The 14,594-nt window shown below is 65.1% G+C and carries 12 protein-coding genes; 8 read left to right on the top strand and 4 right to left on the bottom strand.

Going from position 1 to position 14,594, the window contains the following annotated elements; translation table 11 throughout:
- Positions 1-58 precede the first annotated feature (58 nt).
- The 4 genes from TQ38_RS25225 to TQ38_RS25210 all read left to right on the top strand — a co-directional run bounded on the left by TQ38_RS25225 (position 59) and on the right by TQ38_RS25210 (position 4,358).
- On the top strand, positions 59-1,666 hold the full coding sequence (locus TQ38_RS25225) for an inorganic phosphate transporter (protein WP_043970514.1): 1,608 nt from the start codon (positions 59-61) through the stop codon (positions 1,664-1,666).
- Positions 1,594-2,700, top strand: a complete 1,107-nt coding sequence (locus tag TQ38_RS25220) for a CorA family divalent cation transporter (RefSeq protein WP_240198098.1) — start codon at positions 1,594-1,596, stop codon at positions 2,698-2,700. The genes TQ38_RS25225 and TQ38_RS25220 overlap by 73 nt, the downstream gene beginning before the upstream one ends.
- Before the next feature lie 198 nt (positions 2,701-2,898).
- Positions 2,899-3,651, top strand: coding sequence for a peroxide stress protein YaaA (gene yaaA, locus TQ38_RS25215; RefSeq protein WP_043970812.1), 753 nt, complete (start codon positions 2,899-2,901; stop codon positions 3,649-3,651).
- Positions 3,648-4,358 carry an SDR family NAD(P)-dependent oxidoreductase gene (locus TQ38_RS25210; RefSeq protein ID WP_043970512.1) on the top strand — a complete coding sequence of 237 codons (711 nt, stop codon included), beginning with the start codon at positions 3,648-3,650 and terminating at the stop codon, positions 4,356-4,358. The genes yaaA and TQ38_RS25210 overlap by 4 nt, the downstream gene beginning before the upstream one ends.
- 31 nt (positions 4,359-4,389) lie before the next feature.
- On the opposite strand, the gene TQ38_RS25205 is transcribed toward TQ38_RS25210, so the two are convergent.
- On the bottom strand, positions 4,390-5,430 hold the full coding sequence (locus tag TQ38_RS25205; protein ID WP_052505525.1) for an NAD(P)-dependent oxidoreductase: 1,041 nt from the start codon (positions 5,428-5,430) through the stop codon (positions 4,390-4,392).
- 229 nt (positions 5,431-5,659) lie between these two features.
- Here TQ38_RS25205 and TQ38_RS25200 point away from each other — a divergent pair, with 229 nt between their 5' ends.
- Together TQ38_RS25200 and TQ38_RS25195 are read left to right on the top strand one after the other, a co-directional pair.
- The gene (locus tag TQ38_RS25200; protein ID WP_043970510.1) at positions 5,660-6,625 is read left to right on the top strand and encodes a hypothetical protein; all 966 of its coding nucleotides are present in this window, start codon (positions 5,660-5,662) and stop codon (positions 6,623-6,625) included.
- 67 nt (positions 6,626-6,692) lie between these two features.
- Positions 6,693-7,640 carry a glycosyltransferase family 2 protein gene (locus tag TQ38_RS25195; RefSeq protein ID WP_240198097.1) on the top strand — a complete coding sequence of 316 codons (948 nt, stop codon included), beginning with the start codon at positions 6,693-6,695 and terminating at the stop codon, positions 7,638-7,640.
- A 94-nt stretch (positions 7,641-7,734) separates the two neighbouring features.
- Here the strand turns inward: TQ38_RS25195 and ppk2 are convergent, their stop codons facing one another.
- A complete protein-coding gene (ppk2, locus tag TQ38_RS25190) occupies positions 7,735-8,649 on the bottom strand; it encodes a polyphosphate kinase 2 (protein ID WP_043970507.1) in 915 nt (304 codons plus the stop codon).
- Positions 8,650-8,849: 200 nt separating this feature from the next.
- Here ppk2 and TQ38_RS25185 point away from each other — a divergent pair, with 200 nt between their 5' ends.
- Positions 8,850-10,265 carry a porin gene (locus TQ38_RS25185; RefSeq protein WP_043970505.1) on the top strand — a complete coding sequence of 472 codons (1,416 nt, stop codon included), beginning with the start codon at positions 8,850-8,852 and terminating at the stop codon, positions 10,263-10,265.
- A 95-nt stretch (positions 10,266-10,360) separates the two neighbouring features.
- The gene (gene treF / locus TQ38_RS25180; protein WP_043970503.1) at positions 10,361-11,992 is read left to right on the top strand and encodes an alpha,alpha-trehalase TreF; all 1,632 of its coding nucleotides are present in this window, start codon (positions 10,361-10,363) and stop codon (positions 11,990-11,992) included.
- 24 nt (positions 11,993-12,016) lie between these two features.
- Here the strand turns inward: treF and TQ38_RS25175 are convergent, their stop codons facing one another.
- Positions 12,017-12,880, bottom strand: coding sequence for a BadF/BadG/BcrA/BcrD ATPase family protein (locus tag TQ38_RS25175; RefSeq protein ID WP_043970501.1), 864 nt, complete (start codon positions 12,878-12,880; stop codon positions 12,017-12,019).
- The gene (dld, locus tag TQ38_RS25170) at positions 12,877-14,589 is read right to left on the bottom strand and encodes a D-lactate dehydrogenase (RefSeq protein WP_043970500.1); all 1,713 of its coding nucleotides are present in this window, start codon (positions 14,587-14,589) and stop codon (positions 12,877-12,879) included. The genes TQ38_RS25175 and dld overlap by 4 nt, the downstream gene beginning before the upstream one ends.
- Positions 14,590-14,594 lie beyond the last annotated feature (5 nt).

The following is a 14,594-nucleotide window of genomic DNA, read 5'->3' as shown; positions in this document are numbered from 1 at the left end:
TCGCTGTCACGTGGCAGGCTTAACCATGGAAGCGATACCTCTGGGGGGAACCGGTTCCATGAATGCCAGCGTCGCGGTCAGTAAATATGAACGCCCTGACCTGGAGGGCGGCCTAGGCCTTGCCGGCCAGTTGGGCTTTGGCGCAGCGATCCTCGCCGCCATCGCCTATGTCGCCTACAGCGTATACGTGGACGCCAATGCGGCGGGCGTGTCCGCGATGGCTTTCCTGCCCTTCGCCTTGTTGTTCATCGCCCTGCTCATCGCGCTGGGCTTTGAATTCGTGAACGGCTTCCACGATACAGCCAACGCCGTCGCCACGGTGATCTATACCAACGCCATGCCCGCCAATGTCGCGGTGGTATGGTCCGGTTTCTTCAACTTCGTGGGCGTACTTCTGTCCAGCGGCGCGGTGGCATTCGGCATCGTATCACTGCTGCCGGTGGAACTGATCCTGCAGGTCGGCTCCAGCGCTGGCTTCGCGATGGTCTTCGCCCTGCTGATCGCCGCGATCATGTGGAACCTCGCCACCTGGTGGCTGGGCATTCCCTCTTCCAGTTCGCACACGCTGATCGGCTCCATCATCGGTGTCGGCGTCGCCAATGCGATGATGCATGGCAAGAGCGGCACCGCCGGCGTGGATTGGACCAAGGCCAGCGAAATCGGCCAGGCCCTGCTCATCTCCCCGCTGGTCGGTTTCGGCGTGGCAGCCCTGCTGTTCCTCGCCATGAAGGTACTGATCCGCAACAAGGAACTGTATCAGGAACCCAAGAACGGCGTGCCGCCGCCGCTGTGGATCCGCGCCCTGCTGATCTTCACCTGCACCGGCGTCAGCTTCGCACACGGCTCGAACGACGGACAGAAGGGCATGGGCCTCATCATGCTCATCCTGATCGGGACCGTGCCGACCGCCTATGCGCTCAACCGTGCGGTTCCCGCCAGCTACACGCAGGAATTCCACATCGGCGCCGACGCCGCCTATGCCGCCCTCGGCGGCGCCCCTGCCACTAATCCGACCTTTCAGCCCGCTGCGGCGCGCATCGCCGTGACCAGCTACATCGCCGACAAGAACCATCAGGCTTCCACTGCCCCGGCACTGGCCGCCTTGATCAAGGACATCGACCGCCAGGTCGACGAATACGGATCGCTCGCGAAGGTCCCGGCTTCCGCCAGCGAGAACGTGCGCAACGACATGTACCTCGCCTCGGAAGGCATCAAGCGCCTTGCCAAGGACAAGGCCGCCAACCTGAACGAAGGTCAGGTCGAGGCGATCAACGGCTTCAAGAAATCGCTCGACGCCGGCACCCGCTTCATCCCGACCTGGGTGAAGGTCGCCGTTGCTTTCGCTCTGGGCCTCGGCACCATGGTGGGCTGGAAGCGGATCGTCGTTACGGTGGGCGAAAAGATCGGCAAGTCGCACCTCACTTATGCGCAGGGTGCATCGGCTGAACTGGTGGCAATGGGCACGATCTTCGCCGCCGACCACCTGGGCCTGCCGGTATCCACCACTCACGTCCTGTCTTCGGGCGTGGCAGGTACGATGGCCGCCAACGGCTCGGGCCTGCAGATGAGCACGGTGCGCAACATGCTGATGGCGTGGGTGCTGACGCTGCCAGTGTCGATCCTGCTGGCCGGCGGGCTTTACGCCCTGTTCTCGATGTTCTTCTGACGGCGCGGGAGGGAAATACGGGCGAACGGCACATTCCTTCCCCCTCGGAAAACGGTCACGGGACCGGCGCCATTTTCGGCGCCGGTCCCGGCCTCGTCTGGGGTCTGGACTTCGCGCCCGGCGGCGCACACGAACCCGCGTCCTGCGACGGTGATCAGGATGACAGGTTCCGCTGGCTACATTTCAACCTGGCCGACCACGGTACCCGCGTCTGGATCGAGCAAGCAGCCGCTCTGCCCGCCGGCGCGCGCGAACTGTTGCTTTCTCCCGACTCGCACCAGCGCGCGCTGGTGGATGGCGGCGCGGTGTGCTGCATCCTCCATGATTTCGAGCGTGACTTCGACGTTCGCGACACTGCCCGTATCGGCGCGCTGCGAGTGGCGATACTGCCCGACCTGATCGTGACCGCGCGGCGCCATCCGCTGGGGTCCGCCGACATCGTCAGCCAGCGCATCCGCGACGGCGCACGGGTCGACGGCCCCGCCAGCGCACTGGACGTACTGATCGGCAGCCTGAGCCAGAACATCGACATCGTGATCCGCCGTCTCTCTGCCGACGTGCAAACAGCGGAGGACGCTTTTCTCGACGGTCATCACCCGCCGACGAGCCGCAACCTTCTCGACATCCGCCGCCGCCTTGCGCAGATCCACCGGATGCTTGACGGCGCGCAGCGGGTCTTCCGCCGTCTGGAGCAGGACGACGACCTGCCCGAAGCCCTGCAATCAACGGTGGAGAAGCTGTCACAGCGGTTACAGGGCCTCGATGCGGATGCACTCGGGGTACAGGGGCAACTGCGCCTCCTGCGCGACGAGCTGGATTTGCAGTCCAACCAGCGGACCAACCAGAACCTCTACGTCCTGTCACTCATGACCGCGCTTATGTTGCCCGCTACGCTGGTGACGGGGCTGTTCGGAATGAACACGGGAGGCCTGCCCTTCACCGGGCCCGAAGGCACGATCGCCGCCGGCGCCGTTGCGGCGGGCACTGCACTGGCGACCTATCTGTTCCTCAGGAGCAAGGGCTTCTTTCCGTGAGGTACGGATTCGGGGCACTGGCGACCTATCTGTTCCTCAGGAGCAATGGCTTCTTTCCGTGAGGTACGGATTCGGGGGAGGCAGAATCTGCGCCTGACCAAGCCGCGTCTTGCTTCACGGCCTGCCATGTGGACGCCGGAGGCGCTGCGCCCGGCCAGCGGTTTGACGCAGGCCGCTGCCGCCGCTACCGCGAAGGCCATGATCGCCCTGCTGTCCCCCGCCAAGACGCTCGACTTCGAGCGCCCGCTTCCCCCCCTCGCCGTGTCGACGCCGCATTTCGCAGAAGAAGCGCGGGGCCTTGCCCGATCGGCCGCGAACCTGACGCAGAAGCGGCTGTCGGAGCTGATGCACATCTCGCCGCGTCTGGCCAAGCTCAATGCCGACCGCTTCCGCGATTTCGCCGAATTGCCCGAACGGCAGGCGCTGTTCGCCTTCGCCGGCGACGTCTACACCGGCTTCGAGGCTTATTCGCTGGACGAGGCAGGCGTTGCATTCGCGCAGGACCATGTGCGGATGCTGTCCGGCCTCTACGGGCTGCTGAAGCCCCTTGATAAGATCCGACCCTACCGCCTGGAAATGGGCACCCGCTGGGCACCGCGTCACAAGAGCCTGACTGACTGGTGGGGCGACCGGATCGCCGAATTTCTGCGCGTCCAACTGGCGGAGGAGGGTTCGAATGTCGTACTCAATCTCGCCAGCCTGGAATACTTCGCGGCCGTGAAGGGCAAGCTGGACGGCGTGCGGGTGATCGAGGTCGAGTTTCGTGAGCCTGGCCCTGACGGCCCGCGTTTCATCAGCTTCAACGCCAAGCGCGCGCGCGGCATGATGGCGCGCTGGCTGTGCGAGCATCACGTTACCGACATAGACGCGATGCGCGGCTTCGACAGTGACGGATATAGTTTCGACGCGAAAGAAAGCGACACCGATCGCTGGCGCTTCAGCCGCGCATGAGCGGGGCGGGCAAAACCTCTGCCGTCATCATCGGCGCGTCCGGCGGGATCGGCGGAGCGTTCGAGGCGGCCCTTATCGAAGAAGGCATCTTCGGCGCCGTGCATGGATTTGCACGGTCGCGCAGCGAGGCGCAGCATCTCGATCTGCTCGATGAGGGGAGCATCGCCGCCGCCGCCGCGCATGTCGCCAAGGGACCTCCACCCGCTCTGGTGATCGTCGCCACCGGCTTGCTTCATACCCCGGATCACAAGCCTGAAAAGGCGCTGGGCGATCTGGATCCGGCGTGGCTGGCACAAGTCTATGCCGTGAACGCGATTGGTCCCGCGCTGGTGGCGAAGCATTTTCTGCCACTTTTGCCCAAAGCCGGGCGGCCGGTGTTCGCGGCGCTATCGGCGCGGGTAGGCTCAATCGCCGACAACCGCCTTGGCGGGTGGTACGGTTACCGCGCTTCGAAAGCGGCGCTCAATATGCTGGTACGCAGTCTCGCGATCGAGGAACGACGCCGCAACGACCGCGCGATTGTCGTGGCGCTGCACCCCGGCACGGTGGACACCGCGCTGTCCCGTCCGTTTCAGGGCAATGTCCAGCCGGGTAAGCTGTTCGATACCGAACGGGCCGCGTTGCAATTGCTCGACGTGATCGAAGGCCTGAAACTGCCCGACAGCGGCAAGCTGTTCGATTTCGAGGGCAAGGAAATCCCCGCCTGAGCTGGAAGGCCTGCCTCGGATCAGGCCGGCGTCACGTCATGGCCTCGACCGCGGGGTAGATACCGCGCTCGATCAGGGCCTGGCGGGTGCCTGCAGGACGCCAGCCCAAGGCAGTGATGCTCTGCGCTGCATCATACGTTGCGCTGTGCGATCGGCATTGCCAGTCGTGGAGACTGGAGAGATGGCGATTGGGGTGACGGATGGCGGTCTTGACCAGTCCGCGCGCCAGGTCCTCCAGCCAGTACCGCCAGATGGGGCGCGGTGCGGCCTGCACTTTGCCCCCTGAACGCGCCTGCATCGCCGCGACATAGTCCCTCGCCGAAAGAAGCGGAGCATCGGCGATCAGGAAGCTGCGCCCCTCGATGGCAGGTGCGTCGAGAGCGCGGACAAGCGCATCGGCGGCATCCTCGACAAGCACGAAGGGGAGGTTATGCCTGCCATCCCCCCAGTAAGTCAGCCGGTTCCATGCCTTGAAGCGGCCGACGCCGTAATGGATCGGTGAACTGCCCGCGCCGATGACGATGCCAAGGCGCAGGATCACCAGCGGCAACCCCCGCTCCCGCGCCATCGTCAGCAGCATCTCTTCGCAGACCGCCTTGGACCGGGCGTAATGATTGCGGCGATCGATGCGCGGGTCGAGCCCCGTCGAACCGTCGATACGGTCGGCTGCATTGCCCGATGCGTAGGAATCGATCGATCCGACATAGATGAACCGGCCCACGCCCCGGCGCAGCGCCGCCTCCGCAACCTGGCGCGTGGGCACGACGTCGTTGTCGAGATACTCCTGCCAGTTGCGGCCCTCACCCTTGGCGAGATGATAAACCGCATCGACACCGTCCATCGCAGCATCCAGCGCCGCAGCGTCGCGGTAACTGCCGCCCACCAACTCCACCAGGTCAGAGGCCAGAGCAGCCTGCGCAGCTTGCGGATCGCGGGTCAGCACGCGCGGGCGCCGCCCGCATTCGGCCAGCCGCGTGACCAGATGGCGGCCGACGAAACCGGTCCCGCCGATCACCAGAACACGCGGCGTCTCGTGCGCCTCGCCGCTTTCCTGAACCAGTGACAAGGTCATGACAAAGGGTGCGCTCCTGAGTCGCGAATCCGCATGAGGCGGGCGCCAGCCGGGGGCACCGATCGGGTCAGAATAGTCCCATGATCTGGTTACGGAATTGGGAGAACTCAGGACCGGAAACACCGGGTTGTTTGTGTTGCTGTAACGTATCAGATGTGCCCCGGGGCGCTTGGCGAATGCCGGATCAAGCCGCGACATCGTCAAGGTTCATCCAGTCGAAGGATTCGGAATGTCGAAGTCCCTTTCCCAGAAAATCCTGAACCGCCTTGGCGACAGGCCGGCAAAGCTGGCCTTCAACATTTCCAACACGTCGATGATCCGGCGGCGGCTCTGGCGCCGCTATCACGAAGCGCTGGAAGCCTATCGCCCTTCGCTGCCCAAACTGGAAGGGATCGACCGGGAGATCGTGGAAGGGCTAGAACGGGACGGGATATTCATCACCTCACTGGACGCATTGGGCCTCAAGGGTTCGGAACAGATGCTTCGCGTGGCGCAGAAAGTCGCGGGCGACTGCACTGAAAGCGCCCGGCGAGAGGCCAGCGCCGGACGCGAATTCATCTGTGCCCCGGCCTCCGCTACGGTCGAAAACCCGGAAATATTCCACTGGGGCCTCGACGAGCGTATCCTGGACATCGCCGAGGCCTATATCGGCCTTCCGGCTGCCTACGACGGCATGGCGCTGATATATACGGTGGCGGATGGAACCGAGCTTGGCCCGCGCCAGTGGCACCGCGACCGCGAAGATCGCAAGATGATAAAGCTCGCCGTCTACTGCACGGACGTGACCGACCGTGGCGGCCCGTTCGAACTGATAAGCCGGGTCGACAAATCACAGGGCGTCGATGATCGGTACGATTTTGAGTTCGGCACCGAGGAAGTGCTGAACAAGAGGCTCGGCGCCGATTATGCGCAGGGCATCGTCAGCTGCACCGGCCCGGTCGGGACAGTGGTGTTCGCCGATACGGCCCGTTTCTTTCACCGGGGTGCGCCGACCTATGACAAGGACCGCGCCGCGCTGTTCTACGGCTATTTCGCCCACCGCACGCGGCACCCCTATTTCTGCGAGCGATCGGGCCTGAGCCGGCGCGAGATCGCCGCGCTGGCGAGCGGCCTGTCGCTGCGCCAGCGGGCCAGCGCGCTTTGGCAGGAGGCATTGCCGTCGTGGCTGAAACTGATTCCTCCCGCTCCGATCTGAACCGCCCCGCCCCCTCCCTCGCGGGGGGCGGCGCCCATACTTGCTTGAAAAACAGGATGAGTGCGCAATGTCGAGTATGCAATGTCAGGCTGCCGACGGCGGTATCCGCAGGGATGCCGCCGTCGGCGTCGTGGTGATCGGGCGCAACGAAGGGGAACGGCTGCGGGCCTGCCTGCTATCGGCAAAGCGCGCGTGCGGGCGCGTCATCTACGTGGACTCCGGGTCGAAGGACGGTAGCGCCGCCCTGGGGCGGGCCCTGGGCATAGAGGTCATCGAACTCGATACCTCCCAGCCTTTCACGGCCGCGCGCGGACGCAATACCGGCTTTGCCCGGCTACGGGCGCTTTGGCCGGATACCCGGTTCGTCCAGTTCATCGACGGCGACTGCGAACTGGATGCAGGCTGGCTCGATGCGGGTTTGGCGGGGATTGCAAAGGACCCGCGCACCGCCGTGGTCTTTGGTCGCCGCCGGGAACGCTATCCCGATCGCACCGTCTTCAATCACGTTTGCGACATCGAGTGGGATGGCCTCGCTGGCCCCGTCGACAGCTGCGGCGGGGATGCGCTGGTCAAGGTAGAGGCGATGCTGGAGGTAGACGGCTATGACGCGGGGCTGATCGCGGCGGAGGACGACGATTTGTGCCACCGCATGCGCCGCCGTGGCTGGAAGATCGTCCGCCTGCCTGATGAGATGACGCTGCATGACGTGGCGATGACCACATGGTGGCAATGGTGGCAAAGGAACCGGCGCAGCGGCTATGCCGGGGCGGAGGCGTGGCACCGCCGCGGGGCCGAAGACCCAAAGCTGATCAAGCATGTTGTGAGCAACCTGCTTTGGGCGCTTCCGCCGTTCTGGCTGTTGTGGCCAGCGCTTTGGTGGCGGGTCTATCGCCGATCCGGCGCGATCTACGCAACGCATATCGTGCTGGGCAAGGTGCCCCATTGCTTCGGGCAACTCGGCTTCTGGTGGGCCAGCCTGCGGGCACGCAAGATGCTGCTCATCGAGTATAAATAGCGGATTTCCAAGGCGAACTCCCCGCCTTTAGCGCAAGATCTATCCGTGACCGATCTGCCCCTGATCCGTGCCTGGGATCAGGGGCAGATGGAGATCAGAAAGCGTCAGGCACGTAGAGTTCTTCCGGCACGGGCTGGCGGATATAGTCGCTGTTGCGCACCCGGTCTGGCAGCACCACCGGGGCCCGGGGCACGTCTTCGTAAGGGATCTGTTCCAGCAGGTGGGCGATGCAGTTCAGGCGGGCACGTTTCTTGTCCACCGCTTCGACCACCCACCAGGGCGCCTCGGGGATGTGCGTATGCTCCAGCATCGCTTCCTTGGCGCGGGTATAGTCTTCCCACCGGCGGCGAGATTCCACGTCCATGGGCGAAAGCTTCCACTGCTTGAGCGGGTCGTGGATGCGCATGTTGAAGCGGAACTGCTGCTCGTCATCGGTGATCGAGAACCAATATTTCAGCAGGACGATGCCCGAGCGCACCAGCATGCGTTCGAATTCGGGGACCGAGCGGAAGAATTCCTCCACGTCGTCCTCGTCGCAGAAGCCCATCACGCGCTCCACGCCCGCGCGGTTGTACCAGCTGCGATCGAACAGCACGATCTCGCCCGCTGCGGGCAAGTGCGCGACGTAGCGCTGGAAGTACCACTGCGTGCGTTCGCGCTCGCTGGGCGCGGGCAGCGCCGCAACCCGGCAGACGCGCGGATTGAGCCGCTGGGTGATGCGCTTGATCGCGCCGCCCTTGCCGGCGGAATCGCGGCCCTCGAACAGGACCACAACTTTCAGGCCCTTGTACTGGACCCATTCCTGCAGGCGCACCAGTTCGTGCTGAAGGCGGAACAGTTCACGAAAATAGATGCGGCGGTCGAGCTGTGCCTGCTCGGGATGCTCGGACATGTCGTCGAGCAGCGATTCCAGGCGGCTCTCGTCGATCTCCATTTCCAGCTCCTCGTCGAAGCTGTCGGCGATTTCCGCCTTGATGCGGTCCATTTCGAAACCATGGGGCGGGTTCATCGCTGGGATCCTCGTGTTCGTGACATAGGGTTTCTGCCGCAGTTGCATGACAGCCGGGTTACGCACCTGACGAATGTAGAAACAAAGTAGACACACAATAAAACTACGCGAATCTCTCGATTAGTTCTGTTGTGCAATGAAACTGCTAGAATGTATCGTTAGCGCTGCCCGGGTAATTCAAAACTGGTCCGGAGCCATTCATGCGCGCATTTGGCATTATTGCAGGGACGTGCGCCGCATTGGTCCTTCCGGGAGCGGCGTCGGCGCAGACCGTTGAAGACCTCCAGCGCCAGATCGACGAACTCAAGGCGGAACTGCGGGCTCTCAAAGGCGGCCCTGTACATGCAGCGACCACGGCCGCCGCCGTGCCGGCCTCCCCTGCGGCAACGTCCACCCTGCCTGCCGTGCAGACCGCGCAGGCCAGCGCTCCTTCGCCTGCTGCACCGGCAGAAGGGAAGAAGAAAAAGGGCTGGTACGAAAAGCTCCAAATACGCGGCTACACCCAGATGCGTTACAATGCCTTCCTGAGCGGCGACGATACCGCGCCCTCCGGCCGCTCGCGCCTGCGTTCGGTGCATGACGGCTCCATCACTGACGACAGCAGTTTCTCGCTGCGCCGCGCCCGCGTCGTGCTGCAGGGCAGCGTCACGGACGACATCACCCTTTATTTCCAGACCGACTTCGCATCGGCAGTAAACGCCCAGTCCAACGGCGAACGGCGCGAGCATTTCGCCCAGCTGCGCGACGCCTATATTGACGTGTTCCTTGACCGCGCCCACGAATTCAAGCTGCGCTTCGGCCAGTCCAAGGTCCCGTTCGGCTGGGAAAACCTGCAATCCTCGTCCAACCGCCTGACGCTGGACCGCTCGGACGCAGTCAACAGCGCCATGCCCAGCGAGCGCGATCTCGGTGTGGTCGCCTATTACACGCCTTCGCGCGTGCAGGCAGTGTGGGACCGGCTGGCCGAGGACAAGCAGAAGCTTTTCGGCAACTACGGCGCCTTTGCCCTTGCGGCCTACAACGGACAGGGCGTGAACCGCCCCGAGCATAACCGGGGCCTGGCGAAGATCGCCATGGCTACCTGGCCGTTCGAACTCGATGGCCTGGGCGGCGCCTTCGCCGGGCAGGTCCTTGAACTGGGCGGTGCGGCGATGCTCAACGACGTGCGCCCGGAAGTGCGCACCGGCGGCGTCAGCGCCGAGGATTTCGATGACAACCGCTTCGGCGTCCATGCCATCCTCTACCCCCAGCCCTTCGGCATACAGGCGGAATGGAACTGGGGCCGCGCCCCGCAATACGATCCCGGCATCTCCGCGATCCGTTCCAGCAAGGCGGGCGGCGGCTATGTCCAGGTGATGTACAACGTCGGCGATATCGGGATGGGCCGCATCATGCCCTATGGCCGCTGGCAGCGCTATCGCGGCGGATGGAAGGCCAGCACCAACTCGCCCCGGCTTGAGACGGACGAGATCGAGGTCGGCGTGGAATGGCAGATCGTCGACGCGCTGGAACTGACCCTCGCCTATGCCAACATGCACCGCCGCGAGGCCGACGAACGCCGTTCCGGCCGGGCGCGGGGCAACCTGCTGCGCACCCAGTTGCAGTGGAATTACTGAAGCCTGTCTGGCAACCAGTGCGCGCGTGACGACTTCCGATAGGGGAGACCGTCATGCGCGGGGCGCAAGCGCGCCCTGCGAAACTGGGGAAAGCAATGAAATCGACCTGGCTGATCGCCGCACTACTGTTCACCAGCGGCGGACCTGCCCTTGCCCAATCCACTGCTACTAAATCCTCCGCAGCGATCCCGGCCGAGGATCGTCCCCGCGTAGAGACCCCTCCCGGTTCCCCGGTCGAGCCGCAGGATAGCCCTGCCCTGCGCTACGGCGCGCTGTTCGAAGCGGTGCAGAGCGGGCACATCTTCGCTGATGGCAAGACGTTCGCCGATGCCGTTCCCCGGCGCGATCCCGATACGATCATGGCAGACTATCTGGCCCAGAAACCTTCAGGCGAGGCGCTGAAGACCTTCGTTCTCGCCAACTTCACTGTGCGCGGAGAGAACGACCGCGGCGGCCTTCGCGATCATATCCGAACGTTGTGGCCGCAACTGGTCCGCCAGCCGGAAGCAGTGCCGATGGGCAGTTCCGCCCTGGCGCTGACGGCGCCTTACGTGGTGCCGGGCGGGCGGTTCCAGGAGATTTATTACTGGGACAGCTACTTCACGATGCTGGGCCTGCGCCTCGACGGCCAACAGCCCCTGGTCGAATCGATGATCGAGAACTTCACCGGCCTGATCGAACGGGTCGGCCACATTCCCAACGGGACGCGCACTTATTACCTCGGCCGCTCGCAGCCGCCGTATTATGCGCTGATGCTGGACCTGTCGCAGGATAGCGATCCGATCGTTGCCGCGCGACGCCTCGCCGCCCTGCGCGCCGAGTATGCGTACTGGATGAAGGGCGCCGCATGCACGAAAGGCAAGCCAGCGTGCCTGCGCGTCGTGAAGATGCCCGATGGCAGCCTGCTGAACCGCTATTACGACGACCGCGACACCCCGCGCGACGAATCCTGGGCTGAAGATGTGGCGACGGCGGCTCAGGCTGCACCCCGCCCCGCTGCCGATGTCTACCGAGACCTGCGCGCAGGCGCGGAAAGCGGCTGGGACTTCTCCTCACGCTGGCTGGCCAAACCCGGCTCGCTGGCAAGCATACGCACCACCGACATCGTGCCGGCAGACCTCAACAGTCTGATGTGGGCGATGGAGCGCGGGATTTCACAGCGATGCGCAAAAGCAGGCGACAAGCCCTGCGCCCGCCAGTTCGACGCGCTCTCGCTCAAGCGAAAGAAGGCGATCGACCGTTACCTGTGGCAGCCCGGCCAATCGCGCTTTGCCGACTGGGACATGGCCGCGCGCACGCCCACGGCCGTGACCAGTGCCGCCACCTTGCAGCCGCTGTTCGTCGGGCTTGCCTCTCCCGCGCAGGCCAAGGCGGTTGCGGCGACCACGCAGCGAGTGCTGCTGGCCGAAGGCGGCCTGCGCACGACCGTCCTTTCCACCGGCCAGCAGTGGGACGAACCCAATGGCTGGGCGCCTCTGCAATGGGTGGCGATCGAGGGGCTTTCAAAAACCGGCCACGACGATCTGGCGCGTGACATCGCCCGGCGCTGGATCGGCACGGTACGCAGTGCCTACGGCGAAACCGGCAAGATGCTGGAGAAGTACAACATCGAAACCCGCACGCCCGGCGGCGGCGGGGAATATCCGGTTCAGGACGGCTTCGGGTGGACCAACGGCGTGGCCAGCGCCATCCTCGACAAGTATCCCGAACTGGCTAGCGAGAACTGATCAGACCGTAACCGCCGCGCCGTCTCAGGCGGGTGAAAAGCCTGCCAGTCGCAGGGCGCCGTCCAGCGAATCGCCCAGCGGTTCGCTCAGCCGCTCTACCGTGCGCCACCGCAACCAGGGGCTGATGCGCGGGGCAAGCCCTCCCACCAGCGTGCAGCGGGTGGCGCCGCGCTCGAAGATCGTCTCGATGAAGCGTTCGATGTGGCCCGCCGCGTGTTCCACGATGGACCGGGCGATGGCGTCGTCGGCTTCGGCATAGTCCATGACCAGCGGCGCGAACGTGCCGTAATCGCGCGGGGTGGCCTGATCCATCCAGGCGATGGCCTGCGCGGTGTCATGGCCGAAACGCTCGGTCACTGCCGCACTGAGCGGGGTCTTGCGGGTCCGCCCGTCCAACGCGCGCAGGGCATGGCGCATCGCGGAAAGGCCCAGCGCGGCGCCGCTGCCCTCGTCGGAGATCGGGAAGCCGTAGCCGCCGATGGTGAAGTCCTCTCCGTTCAGGCGGACCTGAGCGGCGCTGCCGGTGCCGATGATGAGGATCGCGCCGTCCTGTCCGCCATGCGCGCCCAGATTGGCGATCAGGGCATCGGTGGAATAGGCGGCGGAGGCAAAGCCGAAGTCCAACTCGGCCAGAGCCTCGCGCACGCCGGGACGGGTCATTCCGGCGATACCCATGCCGGCATGGATGGTCGCGCGCTGGGCAATGGTCAGGCCGGCTTCGGCCACGGCCTGGTCGACGGTATCCAGCAGCGTCTCGTACAGCGCATCCATGCCGATGCGGGCGTTGGCGGTGCCGGATTTGCCATGGCCGATGACTGCGCCGGCCGCGTCGACCAGCCGGGCGCGGCAATTGCTGCCGCCTGCATCGATGCCGAGGAAATAGGTCATGGGTGGTCTCCGGTTGCGGCGCTATCGGTCCAGTCGCGCCCGCGCGGCGTGTGGCCGATACCCGGGTTGAGCTGGTTGTGCGGATCGATGCTGCGGTAGAATTCCTGAAGGGTCGGCCGCGCGATGTAGAGGTGGCCGACGTTGTGCTCCGCCGGATACTGGGCGCCGCGTTCGTCGAGCAGCGCCCATAGCGCATGTTCGAAGGCCAGCGGATCGGTGCCCTTCTTCACGATGTAGTCCTGATGGAACACCTGGCAGAAGAAGTGCCCGTAATAGAGCGCATGGATCGTCTGCGCTTCGAGGGCGGCGGGAAGCTGCTCCACCCATTCGCGGGTGTTGCGCGGCAGGGCGATGTCGAGCGCGACGATATCCGCGACCTCGTCCGCATGGACGGCGCGGTATCGCACGGCAGCGCCCGCCGCGACGAAGCGGTGGAGGAACGCCTTCGCGGCCTCTTTCGCGGTGCATTCGAAGTGGTCGCCCTCTGCGCCGCCGGGAAACAGGCGCGCCAGCAGTTCACGCGCGGCCTCCACTTGTCCGCGCGGCACCTTGAGGATCAGGTGATGTGCGAAGCGGTCCCGGTACAGGCGCATCATTTCGGGAAGATGGTCCGGTATGAAGCGGCTAGACCATTGCATCAGCCTGTCGCTGAGGCCGCCGCCTATGGCCGCATCGACCCGTGCCTTGGCGGCGAACAGCGCCGGCAGGCGATCGGTGCCGAGGCGCTCGATGGCGAAGAACATGTCCCGCCCATACCGGTCGGCCACATCGAACGCGGTACGGTGCATGTACTCGCCCGCGATCGGCAGCGTATCGAAATCGCGCAGCATAGTGCGGCGCAGTTCGGTAAGGCGGGCGGGTTCGGCGGTGCCGATGTAGAAGGTGGTGGTCTCGTCCTCGCGCGCGAAGGTGTCGAGGCGCACGGCGAAGACGATCAGCTTGCCCGCGCTTCCCGCAGCCTCGAACAGGCAGCGCGGATCGGCGTTGAATCGGGCGGGGACGGCGCTTTCGATATCGCGCACATGGTCGGCATAGCTGTGGTCGTGGGCCCACTTATCTTGCGCCGGGTCGATGTCGGCCTCGGTGAAAGTGCCGTTGTCGATCCGTGAAAGGATCGTCTCCGGCTCGTCGCCCAGCGCGATGCCCAGGTGGTTGACGAGGCGCAAGCTCCCATCCGGCAAAACCTCACCGAACAGGGCAAGCTGGGTATAGGCAGGCCCGCGCCGGATCAGCGAACCGCCCGAATTGTTGCACACCCCGCCCACTACCGAAGCGCCGAGGCAGGACGATCCGATCACCGAATGCGGCTCGCGGCCATAGGGACGCAGGGCCTGCTCCAGTCGGTGCAGCGTGGTGCCCGGCTGGCACAATACCTGCGCGCCCTCCCGGATGACCGTAAGGCCGCCGAGCCGCGTGGTGCTGATGATGACCAGCCCGCCGGGATAGTCCGCGCCGTCAGGCGTCGATCCGCCGGTGAGGCCCGTGTTCGAGGCCTGCATGATGATCGAGACATCCGCCGCCACGCAGGCGCTGGCCGTGCGCCACAACTCCACCAGGCTGCCGGGGCGCACCACCGCAATCGCCGGGCCCTCGCCAGTGCGATAGCCCTTGCGGAACCGCGCCGTGGCCCGGCTTGCGGTAAGCACATGGCGCTTGCCGACCGCGCCGCGCAAGGCGGCCAAAAGCTGCGTGTCGCGGGTGTCTGTCATGGCCT

The sequence above is a fragment of the Novosphingobium sp. P6W genome, from assembly GCF_000876675.2.
Classification (GTDB): Bacteria; Pseudomonadota; Alphaproteobacteria; order Sphingomonadales; family Sphingomonadaceae; genus Novosphingobium.
This window is presented reverse-complemented; position numbering and strand designations above follow the sequence as displayed.

Bases quoted from the DNA above. Each gene is read 5' to 3' on its own strand.
- TQ38_RS25205 (WP_052505525.1), bottom strand. From the start codon at position 5,430: ATGACCTTGTCACTGGTTCAGGAAAGCGGCGAGGCGCACGAGACGCCG.
- treF (WP_043970503.1), top strand. From the start codon at position 10,361: ATGAAATCGACCTGGCTGATCGCCGCACTACTGTTCACCAGCGGCGGA.
- dld (WP_043970500.1), bottom strand. From the start codon at position 14,589: ATGACAGACACCCGCGACACGCAGCTTTTGGCCGCCTTGCGCGGCGCG.
- TQ38_RS25175 (WP_043970501.1), bottom strand. From the start codon at position 12,880: ATGACCTATTTCCTCGGCATCGATGCAGGCGGCAGCAATTGCCGCGCC.
- ppk2 (WP_043970507.1), bottom strand. From the start codon at position 8,649: ATGAACCCGCCCCATGGTTTCGAAATGGACCGCATCAAGGCGGAAATC.
- TQ38_RS25185 (WP_043970505.1), top strand. From the start codon at position 8,850: ATGCGCGCATTTGGCATTATTGCAGGGACGTGCGCCGCATTGGTCCTT.
- TQ38_RS25200 (WP_043970510.1), top strand. From the start codon at position 5,660: ATGTCGAAGTCCCTTTCCCAGAAAATCCTGAACCGCCTTGGCGACAGG.
- TQ38_RS25195 (WP_240198097.1), top strand. From the start codon at position 6,693: ATGTCGAGTATGCAATGTCAGGCTGCCGACGGCGGTATCCGCAGGGAT.
- yaaA (WP_043970812.1), top strand. From the start codon at position 2,899: ATGATCGCCCTGCTGTCCCCCGCCAAGACGCTCGACTTCGAGCGCCCG.
- TQ38_RS25225 (WP_043970514.1), top strand. From the start codon at position 59: ATGAATGCCAGCGTCGCGGTCAGTAAATATGAACGCCCTGACCTGGAG.
- TQ38_RS25210 (WP_043970512.1), top strand. From the start codon at position 3,648: ATGAGCGGGGCGGGCAAAACCTCTGCCGTCATCATCGGCGCGTCCGGC.